Annotated in this window: 18 protein-coding genes; 9 read left to right on the plus strand and 9 right to left on the minus strand. The window is 66.8% G+C overall.

Annotated elements, in window-relative coordinates:
* Window positions 1–9: 9 nt before the first annotated feature.
* The 4 genes from SLQ30_RS12380 to SLQ30_RS12395 form a co-directional block, all read right to left on the minus strand.
* Window positions 10–927 (minus strand): ABC transporter substrate-binding protein, encoded by a 918-nt coding sequence (locus SLQ30_RS12380; protein ID WP_319446591.1) that lies wholly within the window; start codon window positions 925–927, stop codon window positions 10–12.
* A gap of 30 nt (window positions 928–957) precedes the next feature.
* Complete coding sequence (locus SLQ30_RS12385) at window positions 958–2418, minus strand: MFS transporter (RefSeq protein WP_319446592.1); 1461 nt, start codon at window positions 2416–2418, stop codon at window positions 958–960.
* Window positions 2419–2622: 204 nt separating this feature from the next.
* A complete protein-coding gene (locus SLQ30_RS12390; RefSeq protein WP_319446593.1) occupies window positions 2623–3234 on the minus strand; it encodes a GntR family transcriptional regulator in 612 nt (203 codons plus the stop codon).
* A 10-nt stretch (window positions 3235–3244) separates the two neighbouring features.
* Entirely contained in the window at window positions 3245–4669 is a 1425-nt protein-coding gene (locus SLQ30_RS12395; RefSeq protein WP_319446594.1) for an ADP-ribosylglycohydrolase family protein, read from the minus strand.
* 72 nt (window positions 4670–4741) lie between these two features.
* On the opposite strand from SLQ30_RS12395, the gene SLQ30_RS12400 reads away from it, so the two are divergent.
* Window positions 4742–5398: an NUDIX hydrolase gene (locus tag SLQ30_RS12400; protein WP_319446915.1), complete on the plus strand. Its 657-nt coding sequence runs from the start codon at window positions 4742–4744 to the stop codon at window positions 5396–5398.
* A gap of 47 nt (window positions 5399–5445) precedes the next feature.
* Here SLQ30_RS12400 and SLQ30_RS12405 read toward each other — a convergent pair whose 3' ends face one another.
* Both SLQ30_RS12405 and SLQ30_RS12410 read right to left on the minus strand, forming a co-directional pair.
* Entirely contained in the window at window positions 5446–6690 is a 1245-nt protein-coding gene (locus tag SLQ30_RS12405) for an HNH endonuclease signature motif containing protein (protein ID WP_319446595.1), read from the minus strand.
* Between the two features lie 44 nt (window positions 6691–6734).
* The gene (locus SLQ30_RS12410; RefSeq protein WP_319446596.1) at window positions 6735–8207 is read right to left on the minus strand and encodes a carboxyl transferase domain-containing protein; all 1473 of its coding nucleotides are present in this window, start codon (window positions 8205–8207) and stop codon (window positions 6735–6737) included.
* 37 nt (window positions 8208–8244) lie between these two features.
* On the opposite strand from SLQ30_RS12410, the gene SLQ30_RS12415 reads away from it, so the two are divergent.
* The 6 genes from SLQ30_RS12415 to SLQ30_RS12440 are packed head-to-tail and all read left to right on the plus strand — an operon-like array spanning window position 8245 to window position 14429.
* Window positions 8245–8979, plus strand: coding sequence for an enoyl-CoA hydratase (locus SLQ30_RS12415; protein ID WP_319446597.1), 735 nt, complete (start codon window positions 8245–8247; stop codon window positions 8977–8979).
* Window positions 8980–10095: an MBL fold metallo-hydrolase gene (locus SLQ30_RS12420; protein ID WP_319446598.1), complete on the plus strand. Its 1116-nt coding sequence runs from the start codon at window positions 8980–8982 to the stop codon at window positions 10093–10095. It begins immediately after the preceding gene.
* Between the two features lie 49 nt (window positions 10096–10144).
* Window positions 10145–12535: a cation-translocating P-type ATPase gene (locus SLQ30_RS12425; protein ID WP_319446599.1), complete on the plus strand. Its 2391-nt coding sequence runs from the start codon at window positions 10145–10147 to the stop codon at window positions 12533–12535.
* 22 nt (window positions 12536–12557) lie between these two features.
* Window positions 12558–12767, plus strand: a complete 210-nt coding sequence (locus tag SLQ30_RS12430) for an antitoxin (protein ID WP_319446600.1) — start codon at window positions 12558–12560, stop codon at window positions 12765–12767.
* Window positions 12768–12771: 4 nt separating this feature from the next.
* A complete protein-coding gene (locus SLQ30_RS12435) occupies window positions 12772–13215 on the plus strand; it encodes an SRPBCC family protein (RefSeq protein ID WP_319446601.1) in 444 nt (147 codons plus the stop codon).
* Window positions 13212–14429 carry a cyclopropane-fatty-acyl-phospholipid synthase family protein gene (locus SLQ30_RS12440; protein WP_319446602.1) on the plus strand — a complete coding sequence of 406 codons (1218 nt, stop codon included), beginning with the start codon at window positions 13212–13214 and terminating at the stop codon, window positions 14427–14429. The genes SLQ30_RS12435 and SLQ30_RS12440 overlap by 4 nt, the downstream gene beginning before the upstream one ends.
* Before the next feature lies 1 nt (window position 14430).
* Here the strand turns inward: SLQ30_RS12440 and SLQ30_RS12445 are convergent, their stop codons facing one another.
* Window positions 14431–15114, minus strand: a complete 684-nt coding sequence (locus tag SLQ30_RS12445; protein ID WP_319446603.1) for a GAP family protein — start codon at window positions 15112–15114, stop codon at window positions 14431–14433.
* 48 nt (window positions 15115–15162) lie between these two features.
* Between SLQ30_RS12445 and SLQ30_RS12450 the strand changes: the two genes are divergently transcribed.
* Window positions 15163–16050 (plus strand): amidohydrolase family protein, encoded by an 888-nt coding sequence (locus tag SLQ30_RS12450; RefSeq protein ID WP_319446604.1) that lies wholly within the window; start codon window positions 15163–15165, stop codon window positions 16048–16050.
* Here SLQ30_RS12450 and SLQ30_RS12455 read toward each other — a convergent pair.
* The gene (locus SLQ30_RS12455) at window positions 16047–17777 is read right to left on the minus strand and encodes an NAD-binding protein (protein WP_319446605.1); all 1731 of its coding nucleotides are present in this window, start codon (window positions 17775–17777) and stop codon (window positions 16047–16049) included. The genes SLQ30_RS12450 and SLQ30_RS12455 overlap by 4 nt on opposite strands.
* A 50-nt stretch (window positions 17778–17827) precedes the next feature.
* Here SLQ30_RS12455 and SLQ30_RS12460 point away from each other — a divergent pair, with 50 nt between their 5' ends.
* Window positions 17828–18544, plus strand: coding sequence for a 3-keto-5-aminohexanoate cleavage protein (locus tag SLQ30_RS12460; protein WP_319446606.1), 717 nt, complete (start codon window positions 17828–17830; stop codon window positions 18542–18544).
* Here the strand turns inward: SLQ30_RS12460 and SLQ30_RS12465 are convergent.
* Complete coding sequence (locus SLQ30_RS12465; RefSeq protein WP_319446607.1) at window positions 18534–18980, minus strand: cupin domain-containing protein; 447 nt, start codon at window positions 18978–18980, stop codon at window positions 18534–18536. The genes SLQ30_RS12460 and SLQ30_RS12465 overlap by 11 nt on opposite strands.
* Window positions 18981–19022: the final 42 nt, after the last annotated feature.

Genomic DNA, 19022 nt, shown 5'->3' on the forward strand with positions numbered 1-19022 from the left:
CACGGTGGATCAGACCGAGACCGCAGCCGAATCGACCTTGTCGACGATTGTGGTGTCGACGACGTCGCCGAAGTTCGGCACGCTGCGAACCATGCTCTCCTCGAACAGGATTCGCATCCATCGTTCGGTGGCGGGCTGGTCTATGCGCGCCGTATCCCAGGTGTGCGACTGCAGCATGCGTGCGCAGGCGCTCGCCATTACGTCCTGGGGCGCAGTAGGCCAGTGCTCGGCGAGCAGCGCCTCAACGTCGGCGACGTGCACCGACTTCAGCAGCTTCATCGACTCCTCAAGCGCCGAGGTGAACCGCTCCAGGCGGTCGGACAACTCCCCGATCCGGTCGGTGCGGCAGTAGTAGACGCTGTTGGGCCCAAGCCCACCGCTTACGGTGTAGTCGTCGACGATCGCGCCGGTTCCCCTGTGCTGCAACGCTTCCGCGTTGACCAGGTCCAGCACGATTGCGTCGCCGAGGCCGGCTTCGAACAGTTCGACGTACATCGGTGTCGACAGGTCGCGAAGCCACGTGATCGACGCGGGGTCGACGCCGGACTCCCGGATCAGGCCCGCAGTGAAGGCGTATGGGGCGCTACCTCCGATGCCTGGTGCGAGCACCGTACGTCCAACCAGGTCGGACCACCTGAAGTCCGGGCGGGGCGTCCGGATCACCAATGCCTTGGGGAACTGGTGATTGACCTGAGCGAAGACGGTGAGCTTGCGGGGTGTGTTGGCATACATGGCGGGCACCCAAAGGCCACCGAGTGCCACATCGGCAGCCCCGCTGTCCAAGTCGTCCAGCACGCCGGTCCAAGGATCCTTCGCGGTGGCCGTCACGGCAAGGCCGCGGTCGGTGAACAACCCGAGCTGGTCGGCGTAGTACTGCGGCAGATAGTTCAGGGCGTGTGCGGTCGCGGAGATGTTGAGTGTCAACATGTTCGGTGCTTCCTCTCTAGATGTGGATGATCAGGCTGCGGTAGCGAGCGCTGGCTTCTCGGTAACGGATTCCAAGGTCCTGCCGAATGTTTCGGGTCCGAAGCGTGCGGCGACGACCAGCAGTCCGTACATGACGGCGATCATGGCGAAAACGCCCGCCACGCCCGCGCGGTCGAAGAAGAACAGTGCGGCAAAGGGCATGACGGCGCCTGCGACGTTGCCGATCCCGTTGACCACCGACGTACCCATGGCGCGCACCGAGGTCGGGAAGAGTTCGGGCGACCAGACCGACAGCATGGTGTTGAGCATCATGGTGAAGAACTGGAAGATCATGCCCAGCACCAGGATCAACGCCGTCGTGTTGGCAAACGACGCGAAGCAGATGGCGGAGATGCAGCCCAGCACGGCGGCGACGGTGACGGTCATCCGCCGTGGGGCCTTGCCTGCCAGGTATGACGCCGCGCACGCTCCGAACAGCGACCCGATGTTCATGATCATCGTGAAGGCCAACGAATCGGACAGCGAGTAGCCGCGAGAGACAAGCAAGATCGGCATCAGGAACAGCAGGGTGACCTGAGCACCGAACGACATCCAGGAGGCCGCGCCGATCGCCGCGGTGCGTTTGAGGTTCTGCCCCTTGAACACCTCGGCGTAACTCGACTTCACCTTCACGGGGATGTCGGCAGCGGTGACGAATTGCCTCGTGATGCCGGGTTTGCGCAGCGCCGTGATGCTTCCGCTGGCCAACCGAGTCAGGCTCTGGTTGGCGTCGTCGACGCGGCCCTTGGACAGCAGGAAGCGCGGTGACTCGGGCAGGTACCGCCGGAAGAAGACCACCAGCACGGCGGGCACGGCGAGCAGTACGTAAGTCCACCGCCAGGCCGTGTCGTTGCCACCGAGCATTCCGTTGAGTGGTCCGAGCACCAGCCAGAAGAAGCCGAAAGAGGCGATGTTGCCGATTCCGCCGGAGGAGATGTTGAGCGTCGCGAGCAAGGACCCGCGATGCCGGGTGGCGACGATCTCGGCCAGGATCGCAAGGCCGACCGTGAATTCGCCGCCTAGGCCGATGCCGACGATGAACCGGCTTGCCAACAGCATCTCGTAGTTGACCGCCGCGGCGCTGATCAGGCCGCCAAGGGTGTAGACGAGCAGGTTGAGGCTGAGCGCCGCGCGTCGTCCCCAGCGGTCGGCGATGTAGCCACCGAGGAGCCGTCCGGCCAGACCTCCGACCACGGTCGCCGTGTTGATCATCGTGAGCTCGGCGTTGCCGATGCCGAAGGATTCCTTGAGCAGCGGGCCCATCGCGCCGGTGGAGTTCTGCTCGAGCGAGTCGAAGAACAATCCGGCCATCAGAAGCAGGATCAGGGCGGCTTGGACCCGGCCGAAGCCGATGCGGTCCAGGGCGGCGGTCAGTCCGGGCGACGCGGCGTCGTCCTTGGTCAGGTGGGTGTCGGGGGGAACTGATTCGGTACTGGTGCGGATGGGGGACATGTCGGGCTCCGGGTGGACGAGTCGACACCGACGGCGGTTGCGTCGGTGAGCCGACCTCTGGTCGTCCCTGACCGAAATCGTGCTGCCCAATTTGTATACGAAATCTGTTACGCAACTGTTTCCCACCAGCCATGTTTCGTTACGGCTACGAAAACTCGGTTCCGATTGTAATACAATCGTGGAGTGTGTTGACTGGTGCCGGTCTTACTGCTGATCGAACTTGTCGGCGAAGTACTGCTCGTCGCGCCGCAGGTGCTCGTCCATCAGATACCCGGCCTGCATGACCGATCCGTTCACGATCGCGATGGCCAGCACGCGGTGGTCGCTGGTCGATGCATCCGGGTTGTGGCCTAGACCCCACTGGACTCGGCGGTTGACTCCGGCCAGCATCTCCTCGAGTTGTCGGTTTCCGGAAGCGATGGCGACGAGTTCGTGAAACGACGGCCCGTCGTGGTCGTGGTGCCGATCCTCGGCGATGGCGGCCAATTCGTCGGCGACTGTTCCGCCGCGGTGTTCGGCGGCTAGCTGGGCCGCTAGCATCTCGAGGCCACGACGGATCTGCAGTAGCTCACGGCCATCCTGGACCAACGTTTCCGACACCGCCGCACCGCGATAGCGGACGATCGTCACGAAGCCTTCGGACTGCAGCCGGTTGAGGGCCTCGCGTACCGGAACTCGCGAGACGCCATACTTCTTGGCGATCGCCTCCTCGACCAGCCGCTCGCCGCCGGTCAAACGGCCCGCGAGGATCTCCTCACGCAGGGCGTGGGCGATCGAATCGCCGGTCGACTCGACGCGGGACAACGGCTCTGCCACGAAAGGCAGCCTAATCCGCTGGGGCCGTGCGATTCAGTGCTGCGCGAAACGCCGGGTTGGGGTTCGCATCGGGCAACACCTTCAGTACGGCCGCGAGGGCCTCGTCCGCGCTGACGCGGCCCACGCGTGCGCCGTAGAGCGCGCCGATCGTCGGCGTCCGGCTGTATGCGCCGTGGCAGTGCACCAAGACCGTCCGCCCTTCGCGGCGCAGCAGTTCGATCAGCCGGACGGTGTCGGTCAGCACGAAGTCGAGGTTGGGGTTGGCGTCGTCGCACTCCTGGTCGATCAGTCGCACGTCGATCTGCTCGACACCAGCGGGCAGGTCGTCGTCGTGCACCCGGCACAACGACACGACGGCGTCGACGCCATCGGCGAGGTCGCGCAGCGCCGCGGCGTTGCCCAGCCACACGCCCTCGTCGTCGGGATGCTGAACGTAAATCGCAGGCTCGACCGGGCGTGGAAAGTCCCCGTCCGCCTTGATGATTCGATTGACCAGCGCCACCAGGCCGCGAGTCCGTAACCCGGGCCACCCGTTGAGCAGCCTGCGCCACTCGGCAGGCACGGCCGACGCGCCGTACCTGGCGCCGAGCAGGCCGCCCGCGATGGCGGCCACCGTGTCGGTGTCGTCGCCGGCCCGCACGGCGGCGTCCAGGCCCCGGCGCAGGTGCTCGGCGGGTAGTCCGTCGCCGGTGTTCGTCATCGAGATCGCCGACCACGCCGCCTGCAGAGCGGCGACAACCCAACCGTTGTTGCGAATGTCGGCCGGCCGGGCTGCCTCGGCATCATCCAATCGCATGTTCCACACTTCGCGCCTGTCCGGGTCGAGGTGACGTAGGCCGATGCGCACGTCCAACTCGCCCGTGCGCACCGCGTGCCGGATTGCGCAGCACCACAGCACACATGCGTCCTGCGCGTCGGGGTCGAAGTGCGTCAGCGCACTGATCTCACGCGCCGCGGTGACGAGCGCGTCCTCGTCGTGCTCACTCAGATACGCCAACGCCACGGGTGCGGTGCGCATCAACGCCCCGTTGCCTCCGGTGTGGCGGCTGTGTTCGTGGAGTGCCCGTGAGGTGGCCAATGCGCTTGCCGCCCAACCATCTTGGGCTCCCACCCTGCTGAGCACGTTGCGGGTTTGATTGCCGACGTCGGTCGCCGTACGCGACCAGTGATACCAGCGCTCGACGATGGCGTCCTTCGCGGATTCGTCCCGCAGGTCGGCCCCGGTGGCGGCGACCTCGGCGATCGCGAGGGCCATCGAGGTGTCGTCGGTCCATTCGCCAGGCTTCCACCCGAAGCTGCCACCGCCCACCATGGCGACCTGCTTCTCCGGGCCACGTGCGGACTGGAACTCGTAGGGCGCGCCAAGCGCATCGCCCGCCGCGGTGGCCACCAGTACCCCGCAGGCCCGATCGATCTGTGCCGTCGTCAGTTTCATGTCGTTCCCCCCTCTGCGCTGATTTAGCGCGATAATGAGCTAAATACATTCAACCATGAGAGGCAGACAGAAATCGCTGAGTTCTCGGACGCCCGCGGTAAGACACTGCAGGACTACCCTCGGCCGTCGGTCGCCGTCGACACTGCGCTGCTCACACTCGAAGACGACGAGCTGGTGGTCCTCGAGGTACGGCGCAACGACGGCACAGGCTGGGCACTGCCGGGCAGGATCGTGCGCGAACGCGAACGGCTCGCCGCCGCGGTCGAGCGATCACTGCTGGAGAAGGCGGGCGTCGAAGGTCTGCGACCCCGCCAGTTGCGCGTCTTCGACGAGCCCGACCGCGACCCTCGCGGCTGGGTGATGTCCGTTGCGCATTCCACCGTCGTGCCACCGGAGAGGTTGGCGATACGGTTCCGCGATCGCACGCGGCTGATGCCCGTCGCGAATCCCGGTCGGCTGCCCTATAAGCACGACGAGATCATCGCGCTCGCCGTGGCGGAGTTGCGCAGTCGCTACCTCACCTCACCTGACCCCGGTGGACTGCTCGGCGAAGAGTTCACGATGCGCGACCTACGCCGAGTCCACGAAGCCGTGCTGGGCGCGAAACTCGAACCCGACACGTTCCGCCGCAGAATGCTGAAGACCCGCAAGCTGGCGCAGACGAGGCGCGACACCGAGGGCACTCGTGGCCGACCGGCCGAGCTCTTTCGCCGAAGTCGGCCGCGCTGAATGCCACCTGTGGCCCACTGGCTCAACAACTTTCGCAGTGAGCCGTGTCAGTTGCCGGTTGGTGGTGGTTGTGGTTGGAAGGGGTCGTACCACCACCAGTCGGCGCGTTCGCCGGTGGGCCCGGGGCAGGGTGGGACTGCGGGTGGGGGTGTGGTCGGTGGGCGGGCCAACGACGCCGAACTGAGTGGTCGGCCGGCGTTGTCGGTGACGATGAGGTGGTCGGCGGGTCCGGTGATGGTGATGACGCCGCGGTGATGTGCCCGGTGGTGATGGGGGCAGAGGAGCACCAGGTTCGGTAGTTCGGTGGGGCCGCCGTCTTCCCAGTGCTGGATGTGGTGGGCGTGCAGTCCGCGGGTGGCCCCGCAGCCGGGCACCACACAGCAGCGGTCGCGGTGTTCGAGGGCGCGGCGCAACCGTCGACTCAGCTGCCGGGTGTCGCGTCCGGATCCGATGACCTGGCCGTGGCGTTGGAACCAGACCTCCCAGGTGGCATCACAGGTCACATACTGGCGTTCGTCGTCGGTCAGCACCGGTCCCAGATGCAGTGCCCCGAGGTGGGTGTCGAGGTCGAGGTGCACGACCACGGTGGTGCGTTGCCCGTGCGGGCGGCGCGCCACTTCGGTGTCCCAGCCGGCCTCGATCAGGCTCATGAACCCGTCGACCGCACCGGGAAATGGTGGGGTCTGCTCGGAGGCACCGTCGGCGTGGACGCGTTTCCGTTCGGCGACCAGCGCGTCCTGGTGCGATTGCAGGGCGGCGTCGAAGGTGGCCGCCTCTGCGTGGGGCAGGGTGATGCGCCAGGTGGCCGACTGCTCATCGCTGGTCTTGGTGATCGACCGCAGCGGTTCGGGCCGCGGGTCGGGGTCGGGGCGCGGTTCCAGTTTGACCGCGGTACGCAGTTGGCTGACCGTCGCCACGGCGGCCAGTTCGGCGTAGTGCGCATCGGAGCCGTCGGCCGCGCGGTCGGCGATGACGCCGACCTGATCCAGCGAGAACCGGCCCTCCCGCATCCCCTCGGCGCAGCGCGGGAACTCCTGCAGCCGGTGCGCGACGGTGGCGATCGTGTGGGCGTTCGCCGGTGACACCCCGGTCTTCCACGCCACCAGCGCCGCGACCGACCGGGCGCCGGTCATGCCGGCCAACTCGTCGTGGTCGATCTCGGCCACGATGTCGACGATGCGCCCGTCGATCGCGTTGCGCTGACCGGTCAACTCCGCCAACTGCTCGAACAGCACCTCAAGCCGTTCCTTGGGGAGCATCTCGGTGTCCAAAGCGGCTGCGGTCGAGGACATACCGCCATCAAAGCAGACAGGTCCGACAACAAATTTCGCGCGATCTAGCGCAGCCCGATGCGGCGATATCGGCGCAGCCGGGCGGCCAGTCGGGCGTCGTCCGGCACCGACCGCAATTGATGGAGTTCGGCCGCGATGGTCGCCGACAGCCGCTCGGTGAAGTCCGCAGGGGTGTCCGCGGCGTCGGGGTGTTCGGGCACGATCGCGTCGACGATTCCGTTGTGCATCAGGTCAGCCGACCGAATGCCCTGTGCCGCAGCGAGTTCCGGGGCATGGGCGATATCGCGGAAGACGATCGCGCTGGCTCCTTCCGGCGGGAGGGGGGCCAGCCAACCGTGCAGTGCGGCCAACACCCGGTCGGCGGGCACCATCGCCAGCGCCGGCCCGCCGCTGCCCTGGCCGAGCAGCACCGAGACCGTCGGGGTGTCGAGCGTGACGAGATCGGCCAGGCAGCGGGCGATTTCACCGGCCAGGCCATCCTGCTCGGCTTCCACCGACAGTGCGGGCCCCGCGGTGTCGATGACGAGTACCAGCGGCAGCTTCAACCCGGCGGCCAGCGCCATGCCGCGGCGGGCTTCCCGAAGCGCGGCGGGTCCGGCCAGCCCACCGACCAGCCGCTGCTGCCCGACAACCACCGCGGGCTGACCGCCGAACCGGGCCAGCGCAAGCACCGTCGTCGCCGCTTCACCCCGTTCGGTCCCCGAGAGCAGCACGCGTTCCGTCGTCCCATGGCGCAGCACGTAGTTGATCCCGGGCCGGTCGGGCCGCCGGGACGCCTCGACGGAATCCCACGCGGGTACGTCGGGCACCGCTTCTTCGGCCGGTGTCGCAGGCGGAGCCCCCGGCGCATCGGCCACCACTTTCAAGGCGCGGTTCAGCGTCGCGCGCAGCAGTTCGAGCGGCACCACCCCGTCGATGACGCCGTGGCGATGCAGGTTCTCCGCGGTTTGGATGCCGTCCGGGAACGGCTCGCCGTAGAGGTGCTCGTACACCCGTGGCCCCAGGAAGCCGATCAAAGCGCCCGGTTCGGCCGCCGTGACGTGGCCCAGCGAACCCCACGACGCGAAGACCCCGCCGGTCGTCGGATGACGGAGGTAGACCAGATAGGGCAGGTGGGCCTGTTTGTGTAGTTCGACGGCCGCGGCGATCTTGACCATCTGCAGGAAGGCGACCGTGCCCTCCTGCATGCGGGTGCCCCCTGAACTCGGCGACGCCACCAAGGGCAGCCGCTCGGCCGTCGCGCGTTCCACCGCCGCAGTGATGCGCTCGGCGGCGGCTACTCCGATCGAGCCGGCCAGGAAGTCGAACTCGCAGGCCACCACCGCGACCCTGCGCCCGAACACCGTGCCCTCGCCCGTCAACACCGCTTCGTCGAGACCCGTCTTCGCCCGGGCTTCGGCCAGTTCAGCGCGGTAGGAATCGTCGGGATGCACGTCCAACGGGGCGACGTCCCAGCTGACGAACGACCCCTCGTCCAACACGGCGTCGCGCAGCGCAACAGCGCCGATCCGGCTCACAGCGCAAGGCTAACCGGACGGTGGATAGGCTTGACCCATGATTGGAGTTACCCGCGACGGCGACGTGATGACCCTGGAGATGCAACGCGAGGACCGTCGCAACGCGCTGAACTGCGAGCTCGTCGATGGTTTGCGGGAGGCAATCGAGCACGCCGCCGCCCAGGACGTGCGCGCCATCGTGCTCACCGGCGCAGGCCACGTCTTCAGTTCCGGTGCCGACCTGACCGATGCGGCGGGGATGGCGGAGAAGCTGCCGGACAAGGCCAAGGCGCTGAACCTCGCGATCGATGCGGCGCCGATCCCCGTCATCGGCGCGATCAACGGGCCGGCGATCGGGGCCGGTGTCATTCTCTCGATGATCTGCGATCTGCGCGTCGTCAGTCCCGATGCCTACTTCCAGTTTCCCGTCGCGAAATACGGTTTGGCACTCGACAACTGGAGCATCCGCCGCCTGACGTCCTTGGTGGGCGCAGGGCGGGCGCGTGGCATGTTGATGGCCGCCGACCGGCTCACCGCGGACGTCGCGCTCCAAACGGGGTTGGCCAACCGGCTGGGCACGCTGGCCGACGCGCAGGCCTGGGCCGCGCAGCTCGCCGACTACGCTCCGCTGGCCATCCAGCACGCCAAGCGGGTGCTCAACGACGACGGTGCGTACGAAGATCCGTGGCCGGCCCACCAGGAGCTGTTCGACAAGGCCTGGAGTAGTCAAGACGTCATCGAGGCCCAGGTGGCCCGCATCGAGAAGCGGCCGCCGAACTTCCAGGGCGCCTAGATGCTGCGCGCGGCGGTCCGGCTGGCTGGTGGCACCGCCGCCATCGTCGGCGGGGGCTGGGCGTTGCGCGCGCTGCAGGGCGCCCCGTCGGCGCTCGGTGCGTCCCCGGTCGAGATCGACGCCGTTGCGAAGCGCTCGCCGAATTACCGCGACGGCGTGTTCGCCAATCTTGAACCCGCATCGGACGTCAGCCTGAGCCGTCAGGAGCAGTTCTTGCTGGCGCGCGAAGTCGTCGCGGGCAGCGTCAATCAACATCCTTCTGCGTCGGTTCCGCTGGTGACGCCCGCGGTTGGACTGGCCGCCGCCGACCTGGCCGTCACCTGGTACGGCCACTCGTCGGCCGTCATCGAAATCGATGGTTACCGCGTGCTCGCCGATCCGGTGTGGAGCGAACGGTGTTCGCCGTCGCACGCCATCGGCCCCAAGCGACTCCATCCACCGCCGTCGGCGTTGGAGGCGCTGCCCGCCATCGACGCCGTGATCATCAGTCACGACCACTACGACCACCTTGACGTCGACACCGTGAGGCAACTGGCTCGCATGCAGCGCGCGAAGTTCTTCGTGCCGCTCGGCATCGGTGCGCATCTGCGCCGGTGGCACATCCCGGCCGACCGGATCGTCGAACTCGACTGGAACGAGAGCGCGACGCTCGGCGAACTCACCCTGGTGTGCACGCCGGCACGGCACTTCTCCGGGCGGTTCGTGAACCGCAACGTCACGCTGTGGGCGTCCTGGGCGTTGATCGGGCCAGCACACCGTGCCTTCTTCGGCGGAGATACCGGCTACACCAAGAGCTTTGCCGACATCGGCTCCGATCACGGCCCGTTCGACCTCACGCTGATGCCGATCGGCGCGTACCACCCGGGTTGGCCGGACATTCACATGAATCCGGAGGACGCGGTCCGCGCGCACCGGGACATCACCGATTCCGGTCTGCTGGTGCCCATCCACTGGGCGACGTTCCGGCTCGCGCCGCACCCATGGTCCGAGCCGGTGGAGCGAATGATCACGGCCGCCGAGGAAGAGCGCGTGGCGGTGGCAACGCCACGGCCGGGCCAGCGCATCGAATCCGGCGCGGGGCCGATAGACCCATGGTGGAGGACGTTGACCGGCTAGCGTGCTGGTGTGCAGCGTTCACCGATGTTCCGCGACTCAGCCTTACGAGATGATTAGTGCACTTGCCGTAGGCCTTTCCGATGCCGAGGTGGCAGCACGGGTTGCGGCGGGCAAGACCAACGACGTCCCCAGCCGGGCCGCCCGCTCCGTGTCCGAGATCGTCCGTGCCAATGTATTCACCAGAATCAATGCGATTCTCGGCGTGCTGTTCCTCATCGTGTTGAGCACCGGGTCGCTGATCAACGGCCTGTTCGGCATCCTCATCGTCGCCAACAGCGCGATCGGCATCATCCAGGAACTGCGCGCCAAGCAAACGCTCGACAAGCTGGCGATCGTCGGTCAGGCGAAACCCATGGTGCGCAGGCAATCCGGGACGGCCGCACTCGCGCCGAGCGAGGTCGTGCTCGACGACGTCATCGAACTCGGGCCCGGTGACCAGATCGTCGTCGACGGAGAAGTTCTCGAGGAGGCGAACCTCGAGGTCGACGAATCACTGCTTACCGGTGAAGCCGACCCGGTGGACAAGGCCGCAGGCGACGAGGTGAAGTCGGGCAGCTTCGTGGTCTCGGGTAGCGGCGCATACCGGGCCACCAAGGTCGGCCACGAGGCGTATGCCGCGAAGTTGGCGGAGGAGGCCAGCAAGTTCACCTTGGTCAAGTCCGAATTGCGTACTGGCATAAACAAGATCCTGCAGTTCATCACCTACCTGCTGATCCCGGCCGGCCTCCTGATCATCTACACCCAGCTGTTCACCACCGACGCGGGCTGGCGGGAATCGGTGTTGCGCATGGTCGGTGCGCTGGTGCCGATGGTGCCAGAAGGCCTGGTGCTGATGACCTCCATCGCGTTCGCCGTCGGCGTGGTCCGACTAGGCCGCCGCCAATGTCTTGTGCAGGAACTGCCGGCCATCGAGGGGCTGGCCCGAGTCAATGTGGTGTGTGCCGACAAGACCGGCACTTTGACCGAGAACGGTATGCGGGTAAGCGATCTCAAGGTGCTGAGCGCGCAGGACGTCGGCGACGTACTGGCTCAGCTCGCCAGCGACGACACCCACCCCAACGCCAGCATGGTCGCGATCGGCGAGGCGTACAAGATGCCGCCGGGCTGGACGGCGACGGCGAGCGCGCCGTTCAAGTCGGCGACGAAGTGGAGCGGGACGTCGTACGGCGAGCACGGCAACTGGGTCATCGGGGCGCCCGACGTGCTACTCGACCCGGCGTCGGCTGAAGCGGAGCAGGCCGAGCGCATCGGAGCGCAAGGGCTGCGGGTGCTGCTGCTGGGTTCCGCCGATCGCCCCGTCGATGCCGACGACGCGCCCGGTGAGGTCACCCCTGCTGCGCTGGTCGTGCTCGAGCAACGCGTCCGACCCGATGCCCGTGACACCCTGGATTACTTTGCCGCGCAGAAGGTTACGGTCAAGGTCATCTCCGGCGACAACGCGGTGTCCGTCGGTGCGGTAGCCGACTCGCTGGGACTGCACGGCGAGACGATGGACGCGAGGCAACTGCCCGAGGACGCGGATGCACTGGCTGACACGCTCGAGGAGTACACCACCTTCGGCCGGGTGCGGCCGGATCAGAACCGCGCCATGGTGCATGCGCTGCAAGCGCGGGGCAACACGGTTGCGATGACGGGCGACGGCGTCAACGACGTGCTCGCGCTCAAGGATGCCGACATCGGCGTCGCCATGGGATCGGGTAGCTCCGCGTCGCGGGCCGTGGCTCAGATCGTGTTGCTGGACAACAAATTTGCGACGTTGCCCTATGTGGTCGGCGAGGGCCGTCGCGTCATCGGCAACATCGAGCGCGTCTCCAACCTGTTCCTCACCAAGACCGTGTACTCCGTGCTGCTGGCGGTACTGGTCGGATTGGCTGGGCTGTCGTCGAAGTTCTTCGGTACCGATCCGCTGTTGTTCCCGTTCCAACCGATTCACGTCACGATCGCGGCCTGGTTCACCATCGGTATACCCGCGTTCATCCTGTCGCTGGCACCCAACCGCGAACGCGCACACTCCGGGTTCGTACGCAGGGTGATGACCTCGGCGCTGCCCTCGGGGCTCGTCGTGGGCATCGCGACGTTCACGTCGTATCTGCTCGCGTACCAGGGGCGTGCGTCGACTTGGCTGGAACAGACGCAGGCGTCGACGTCGGCGCTGATCACGCTTCTGGTCTGCGCGGTGTGGGTGCTCGCAGTGGTGGCCCGGCCCTACGAGTGGTGGCGGGTGGTGTTGGTCGCGGCGTCAGGGTTGGCGTACGTCGTGATCTTTTCTCTGCCGTGGGCCCGCGAGAAGTTCATGCTGGACCCTTCGAATGTTCAAGCCACGGCATTGGCGCTGGTCATCGGTCTTTTCGGGGCTGCGCTGATCGAGGCCAGCTGGTGGATTCAGGGTCGGATGCTGGGAGAGCGCCGTACGTTGTGGCGAACGGATCCAGAGGGCTAGCCAGGCCCATTAGGCTGGGGTCATGGGATTCATAGATACGTTGAAGGGCCTGCTGTCGAAGAACGCCGACAAGGTCGACTCTGCGATCGACAAGGTCGGCGACGTCGTCGACTCGAAGACGGGCGACAAGTACAAGGGCGCCGTCGACAAGGTGCAGGACGTCGCGAAGAAGGCCGTTGACGGGACGAACCCGCAGACTCCGCCTCCGGCGGCACCGCCTCCCACCTCGTAGGTCGATGGCGAAGCTGTCAGTCTCGGTCGACGTCCCCCTGTCACCGGAAAAGGCATGGGAGGCGGCGTCCGATCTTTCTCGCTACAAGGAGTGGCTGAGTATCCACCGGGTGTGGCGTAGCAAGCTGCCCGAAACCTTGGAGAAGGGCACGCAACTGGTCTCCATCGTCGAGGTCAAGGGCATGCCCAACCTCATCAGGTGGACCGTCGTCAACTACAAACCGCCGGAAGCCTTGACGCTCAACGGTGACGGCAAGGGCGGCGTGAAGGTCAAGCTCATCGGGAAGATCAAGCCTGCCGAGCAGGATCCCGAAGGGTCGACGGTGACGTTCGACGTGCACCTCGGCGGTCCGGCGCTCTTCGGGCCCATTGGCATGCTCGTCGCGGGTGCGCTCAAGGGCGACATCCGGGCGTCGCTGGACACGTTCAAGTCCGTCTTCGCGCCGTGACCGCTGCGGACCGGCTGGCGGCGCTTGTGCGTGACGCGGCCGGTATCGAGCTGCCCGTTCGCGTGCGGGCCTGGGACGGCAGCGAGGCTGGGCCCGCCAACACTCCGGTCTTGGTCATCAAGCGCCGCAAGGCATTACGCCGCTTGCTGTGGGCGCCTGGCGAAATGGGTTTGGCCCGTGCATACGTCACGGGCGACATCGACGTCGAAGGTGACCTTGCCGACGGCCTCCGCAGGGTGTGGGCCATCGCGGCGGAGCGCCCTCCGGCGCCGACGGGCTGGCGCGGCAAGGCTTCCGCAGCACTGGCGGCCATCAGGCTCGGCGCGGTCGGACCGCCGCCGCGGCCACCCGCGTCCGAGGCACGACTGAGCGGCCGCCTGCACACCCGGTTGCGTGACCGCGCCGCCATCGCGCACCACTACGACCTGTCGAACGACTTCTACCAGTTGCTGCTCGACGACCACATGGCCTACTCGTCGGCCTATTACACCGACGACGGCCAGTCGCTGCACGACGCGCAGACGGCCAAGCTCGAACTCGTCTGTCGCAAGCTGGAATTGAAGCAAGGTCAGCGGTTGCTCGACGTCGGCTGCGGGTGGGGTTCGATGATTCTGTACGCGGCCCGCAACCACGGCGTGCACGCCACCGGCATCACGCTTTCGACCGAGCAACGCGACTTCATCGAGGCCCGTGTTGCGGAGCACGGGCTCATCGGTCGCGTCGAGGTTCGGCTGCAGCACTACCGCGAATTCGATGATCCACCAGCGTCATTCGACGCGGTCAGTTCCATCGAGATGGGCGAGCACGTCGGCGAGGAGCATTACCCGAGCTACGTCGACGTCATGCACCGCGCGCTCGAGCCAGGTGGACATCTTCTGCTGCAACAGATGTCGCGCAGTGCCGATGCCGCACCAGGTGGTGGCCCCTTCATCGAGTCGTACATCGCACCCGACATGCACATGCGGCCGTTGTGGCAGACCGTGCGACATCTGCAATACGGCGGCTTCGAGATTCGCGACGTCGAGGCCATGCGTGAGCAGTACGTGCGCACCGTCGCGCACTGGCTGGAGACGTTCGAGCAGCGGTACGACCAGTTCGTCGCGTTGCAGGGTGAAGAGGTTGCGCGGGTATGGCGGTTGTATCTCGTCGGCGGCGGGCTGGCGTTCGAGCAGGGCCGGATGGGCGTCGACCAGATCCTGGCGCGCAAGAGCTAAATCAGCCGGCCAACTCGCGGATGCCGCGCCCGATCAGCAACGCGCCAATCAAGACGAAGAGCACCATCATCACCGTCTTCTCGTTGGCGAGCAGCCAGCCCTTGAGCCCAGTGAGTCGACGCTGCGCGGCCTCGCCGCCTGCCAGGTAGGCCAGCACGGGCCCGGTGACGGTCACCGTCGCAGCCAACACGAACACCACGACGAAGAGTACGTCCGCCAACACGGGCAGTCTGACGGACGCGATGTCCAACCCGACCAGTATCCCGATGGAAATGCTCGCCGGATCGATGGCGGTCACCGCCAAGCCCATTCCGAACGAACCCCGCACCGTCAGGCCGTCGACCCGACGGACCAGCCGGCTGGGCTGACCGTTCGATTCGGCTCCGCGGCGCCGCCACATCCTGGCGGCCAGGCCGATGAGCACGACGCCGACCACGATCCTCAGGATCGACACCACGGGCGAGGGATGCCCACGATGGCCCAGGGTCGGATCGTTGATCGCCGAGAAGATCACCAGCGCGGCGCTGACGAGCAGAATCAGGCCGACCAAGCGGCCTCCGGCGAACGCCATGCCCTTCGACCTGGCCCCTTCGGAGGTCAGAATCAGCATGATGGCGATGATCGGAAGCGGTCCGACCGCCAGCGCGACGGCGAGCGGCAGCAACTCTCCAATTGCGTTACCCACGGTTCGTCACCCTTCCATGCCGAAGGCCCGCTGACTACACTGCGCCGAGTGGCCGCCGAAACCTACGAATACGGAATCGATTTCGACGCAGTCAGGGCCATCGACATCCACACCCACGTGGAAGTCGATTGCCACGGGCACAACGCCTACGACGACGAACTCGTCGACGCGACACGGTCGTATTTCAAGATGGGTGACACCGCGGCCGCATCGGTCGATGAACTCGCCGAACACTATCGTCAGCGCAACGCGGCCGCGGTCGTCTTCACGATCGATGCCGAGACGGCGACCGGTCATGCACCGAACTCCGTCGAGGACCTGATCGCCGGGTGCGCGAGGAACAACGACGTGCTGATTCCGTTCGGCTCCGTGGATCCGTTATCCGAAAGCGTCGTCGCGCAGGTGGGCGAGCAGATCGCGCTCGGGGTGAAGGGCTTCAAGTTCCACCCGAGCGTGCAGGCCTTCGAGCCCAACGACCGCCGCTACTACCCGATCTATGCGGCCATCGCCGATGCGGGTCTGCCTGCGCTGTTCCACACCGGGCAGACCGGGTTGGGGTCCGGGCTGCCAGGCGGGCACGGCATCAAGATGCGCTACAGCGATCCGGTCTTGCTCGACGACGTCGCCGCCGACTTCCCGAACCTGACGATCGTGATGGCGCACCCGGCGGTCCCGTGGGTCGATGCGCAGATCGCGATCGCCACCCACAAGTCCAATGTCTACGTCGACCTCTCGGGTTACTCGCCGAAGTACTTTCCGCCCCAACTCGTCCGTGCGCTGGGTCGGCAGTTGCGCACGAAGGCACTCTTCGGCACCGACTACCCGTACGTCCAGCTCGACCGTTGGGAGCGGGACTTCGCGGCGCTCGACCTCGACGCCGAGCTAGCGCCGCTGGTCTACAAGGAGAACGCGTTGCGGGTGCTCGGATTGCGCTAGGAGATCGCGGGGCTGACCCGCTGGCCCTTGCGCAACGTGTCGAGCAGCTCGCGGTAAGGCCCCACCAGGTAGGCAGTGTCGCCCGCACTCAGTCGGGTATCGCGGCGGGGGTGCAATCGGACCGGCTGGCCAGGCGTCGTGATCGCGATGACCCGAGTTTGCGTCGACATCTCATCCATCCGAGTCCCGTCGAGCCCGCTGCCCCGCTCGACGTACACGCCACCCACCATGAATGAGGTCTGACCCACCGAGAACGTGTTGAGCACCTGCAGTCCGAGGGCGGCGCCGATGAACCACGGCGCGGCCAATTCCACTGTCGAGCGCACATTTTCGAATCCAAAGCGGTGCGCGACGGCGGCGCCAAGCGCGCGGTCGTACACCCGCAGCACCACGGGTACACCAGGGGTGTCCGCGGATCGCATCCAGCGCACGCCCAGCCGTTCGCGCAACACGATGCCGGTCTCGATGTTGACCATGTCGTCCTGGGTCAGCACCGCGACCGCGACGGCGTCGTCGATTCGGGCCGAGTCCAGCGTCGCGGCCAATGTCGAGTCACCGAAGATCACGGGCACGCCGAGTTCGGCTGCCGAAGAAAGGAATCGGTTGTCGGGGTTGCGCTCGATGACGACGACGTCGTGGCCCGCGGCCTTCAAGTCGGCGACCACCCGAATCCCGAACGAGCCGAGCCCAACCACGATGACGTGGTCGTTGAGCTCGCGCACCTTCCGCAGGCCCGCATTCTGAGTGATGCGACGGGACAACAGCAGGTCGGCGACGAACGCCATCAACACCGCCGTCGACGTCACGCCCGCGAACATCAGCCCGATGCCGAACAGGCGCAGCCAGGTGGGTTGACCGACGAAGCTGAAGTCGCCGTATCCGACGGTGGCGATGGTCTCGGTCGAGAAGTACAAGGCGTCGATGAAACTCATGCCCGGCTTGTGATATGTGAAGCGCAGCAAGACCGTTGCGGTCAACAACAGTGACATCGACGCCGCGAATGCCTTGAAGAAGTTCGGGTTCACGTCGTCCCGAAACGCCCGCACCGCATCGAGGACGCGCCTCAGTGGTTTCCGACGATGCTGGTGGTATCCCCGCGCACCCGGATGGCCGACTGCGGTCTGCGCGGTCGCCGGCGAAGCGACCTCGATGCCTTGCGCGACCAACTCCTCCGCGGTGCCGATCATGGCCGTCCAGTCGCCAGCGTGGACGCGGACGTCGCGTCCGGGGCAGGCCACCACTTCGCCAGGGGTTGACGAGTTCTCGTCGCGGACCACCGCCACCGGTGCGAGGTCGCCGAAGAGCTCCCGCAGCGTTGCGTCGCGCGGCGCGTCGGTACCCGAGACGACGAATTCGATGCCCGCCGCAGAGATGACGTGGGTGGTGCGGGACAGGCACGCTTCCACCACGGAAGGCGCGGCGAGATCCGCGACGTCGAGTACTGCGCCCGGTCCGTTGCCGATCGCGACGGCTTCGCGCAGCACGCTGTTGGCCAGCCGCGTCACGACCCGTACGTCGTGGTTGAGTTGCCGCGCCAATAGCGCTACTTCCAGGTTGACCGCGTCGTTTGCGCCAACGCACACGACGGCCGCGGCGTCGGTGATCCCGGCGTCGGTAAGTCCGTTCGCGTCGTCGCAGGGCACCACGACCGAGCCGGCGTCGCGCAACCCGTCGGCGATGCGGCCCGCCAGCGCATCGGAGCCGCAGACGATGGTGTGGCCTGGCATGGATGCACGCTACTTCGGAAACCTTCGCCGCGACGGGTGAAGATGTACTCATGCCCAGCTACATCAAGGCCTGCATCAACGGGGCCCGCACACCTGACCAGCACCCGAACCTGCCGGTGACGCCCGACCAGCTGGCGGCCGCGGCCGTCGCCGCGCATCAGGCTGGGGCGCAGGCGGTTCACATGCACCCCAAGGCGGCGGACGGAAGGGACTCGCTGGAGCCGGCCGCCGTCGACGCGGCGGTGGCGGCGGTGCGGGCGGCGGCGCCGGGACTGCCGCTCGGCGTGACGACCGGGTTCTGGGCGCTTCCGGATGCCGAGGCGCGCAAGCGGGCGGTTCAGGGGTGGACGATCCTGCCCGACTTCGCCTCGTTGAATTGGCACGAACCTGGCTCACCCGAACTGGCGGAGGTGCTGCTCGGCAGGGGCCTTGGCGTCGAAGTGGGGCTCTTCCACGCCGAGGCCGCCGCGTCATGGGCGGAGTCCGACATCGCAAAGCACTGCATGCGGGTGATGATCGAACTGCAGGGTCACGAGGACGTCGCGGTCGCCGACGACATGCTCGCCAGGGTCCGTGCCGTGGGTTCCCCGGCGCCCGTGCTGTTGCACGGGCTCGACGAAAGCTGTTGGCCGCTTTTGGAACACGCAGGCATCGTGGGCGTTCAGACCCGAATCGGGATGGAGGACACGCTGAAGCTGCCGGACGGAACGACCACACCCGACAACGCCGCGCTGGTGTCGGCGGCAGTGGCTCTGCTCAGTCGGTAGGGCCGGCCAGCGCGAAGTCGGCGAAGTCGAATCCGGGTACCACGACGCAGCTCACCAGCGTGGGCTCGTCGTCGCGGGGGCGGGCCCGTTGCCAGTGTCCTGGCGGAACGAGCAGTTGCGGCTGTTCGCCTGCGTCGACGTCGCTGCCGAGCAAAAGCGTTGTCGCACTGTCCTGTTCCTGCCCGACCTCGAGCAGCAGTGGACTGCCGCGGTGGTAGAGCCATAGTTCGGCGCTGCGGACCGTGTGCCATGCCGACTGCTGACCGGGCATCAGGAGGAACAGAATCGCGGTGCCCGCGCTGCGGGGCCCGTTGTAGTCCTGAGGTAGTGCGGGCTGGCGGAAGGTCAGGTCGCTGCGCCACGTTTCCCGAAACCAGCCCCCTTCCGGGTGCGGGGCTAGCTCGAGCCGCTGTGCCCAGCCGGGTAGGTCCGCCATGGGGCCAGCCTACGTCGACGCCGGGATGGCACCCGATAGTCT

The sequence above is a fragment of the Mycobacterium sp. RTGN4 genome (genome assembly GCF_033804635.1).
Taxonomy (GTDB): Bacteria; Actinomycetota; Actinomycetes; order Mycobacteriales; family Mycobacteriaceae; genus Mycobacterium.

Coding starts and splice junctions, on each gene's coding strand:
- SLQ30_RS12380 (WP_319446591.1), bottom strand. CDS start 927: ATGTTGACACTCAACATCTCCGCGACCGCACACGCCCTGAACTATCTG.
- SLQ30_RS12385 (WP_319446592.1), bottom strand. CDS start 2,418: ATGTCCCCCATCCGCACCAGTACCGAATCAGTTCCCCCCGACACCCAC.
- SLQ30_RS12395 (WP_319446594.1), bottom strand. CDS start 4,669: ATGAAACTGACGACGGCACAGATCGATCGGGCCTGCGGGGTACTGGTG.
- SLQ30_RS12405 (WP_319446595.1), bottom strand. CDS start 6,690: ATGTCCTCGACCGCAGCCGCTTTGGACACCGAGATGCTCCCCAAGGAA.
- SLQ30_RS12415 (WP_319446597.1), top strand. CDS start 8,245: ATGATTGGAGTTACCCGCGACGGCGACGTGATGACCCTGGAGATGCAA.
- SLQ30_RS12420 (WP_319446598.1), top strand. CDS start 8,980: ATGCTGCGCGCGGCGGTCCGGCTGGCTGGTGGCACCGCCGCCATCGTC.
- SLQ30_RS12425 (WP_319446599.1), top strand. CDS start 10,145: ATGATTAGTGCACTTGCCGTAGGCCTTTCCGATGCCGAGGTGGCAGCA.
- SLQ30_RS12430 (WP_319446600.1), top strand. CDS start 12,558: ATGGGATTCATAGATACGTTGAAGGGCCTGCTGTCGAAGAACGCCGAC.
- SLQ30_RS12435 (WP_319446601.1), top strand. CDS start 12,772: ATGGCGAAGCTGTCAGTCTCGGTCGACGTCCCCCTGTCACCGGAAAAG.
- SLQ30_RS12455 (WP_319446605.1), bottom strand. CDS start 17,777: ATGCCAGGCCACACCATCGTCTGCGGCTCCGATGCGCTGGCGGGCCGC.
- SLQ30_RS12460 (WP_319446606.1), top strand. CDS start 17,828: ATGCCCAGCTACATCAAGGCCTGCATCAACGGGGCCCGCACACCTGAC.
- SLQ30_RS12465 (WP_319446607.1), bottom strand. CDS start 18,980: ATGGCGGACCTACCCGGCTGGGCACAGCGGCTCGAGCTAGCCCCGCAC.